The sequence below is a fragment of the Chryseobacterium sp. SIMBA_038 genome (genome assembly GCF_046535115.1).
GTDB lineage: Bacteria > Bacteroidota > Bacteroidia > Flavobacteriales > Weeksellaceae > Chryseobacterium.
Genome location: NZ_JAWRXH010000112.1, coordinates 1 through 279, shown reverse-complemented (window position 1 = coordinate 279; position 279 = coordinate 1). Strand labels below are relative to the sequence as shown.

Annotated in this window: 1 pseudogene; it reads left to right on the top strand. The window is 42.7% G+C overall.

What is annotated here, in order from left to right:
- Positions 1 to 279: pseudogene (locus SB689_RS22920) on the top strand (ketol-acid reductoisomerase); the annotation flags it as partial.

Sequence of the window (279 nt, the reverse complement as noted above, 5' to 3'; positions counted from 1 at the left end):
GGGACCTGGACAGGCACTTAATCAAAAAGACAACGGTATTAATGTCATTGTAGGCCAGAGAAAAAATTCAAAATCATGGGATAAGGCTGTTGCAGATGGGTTTGTTCCGGGTGAAACGCTTTTCGAAATAGAGGAAGCTCTGCAAAAGGGAACTATCATCTGCTATCTTCTGAGCGATGCCGCACAAATAGAATACTGGCCAAAAGTAAAGCAACATCTTACTGCTGGAAAGGCCCTATATTTTTCCCATGGATTCGGGATTACCTTTAATGAGCGTAC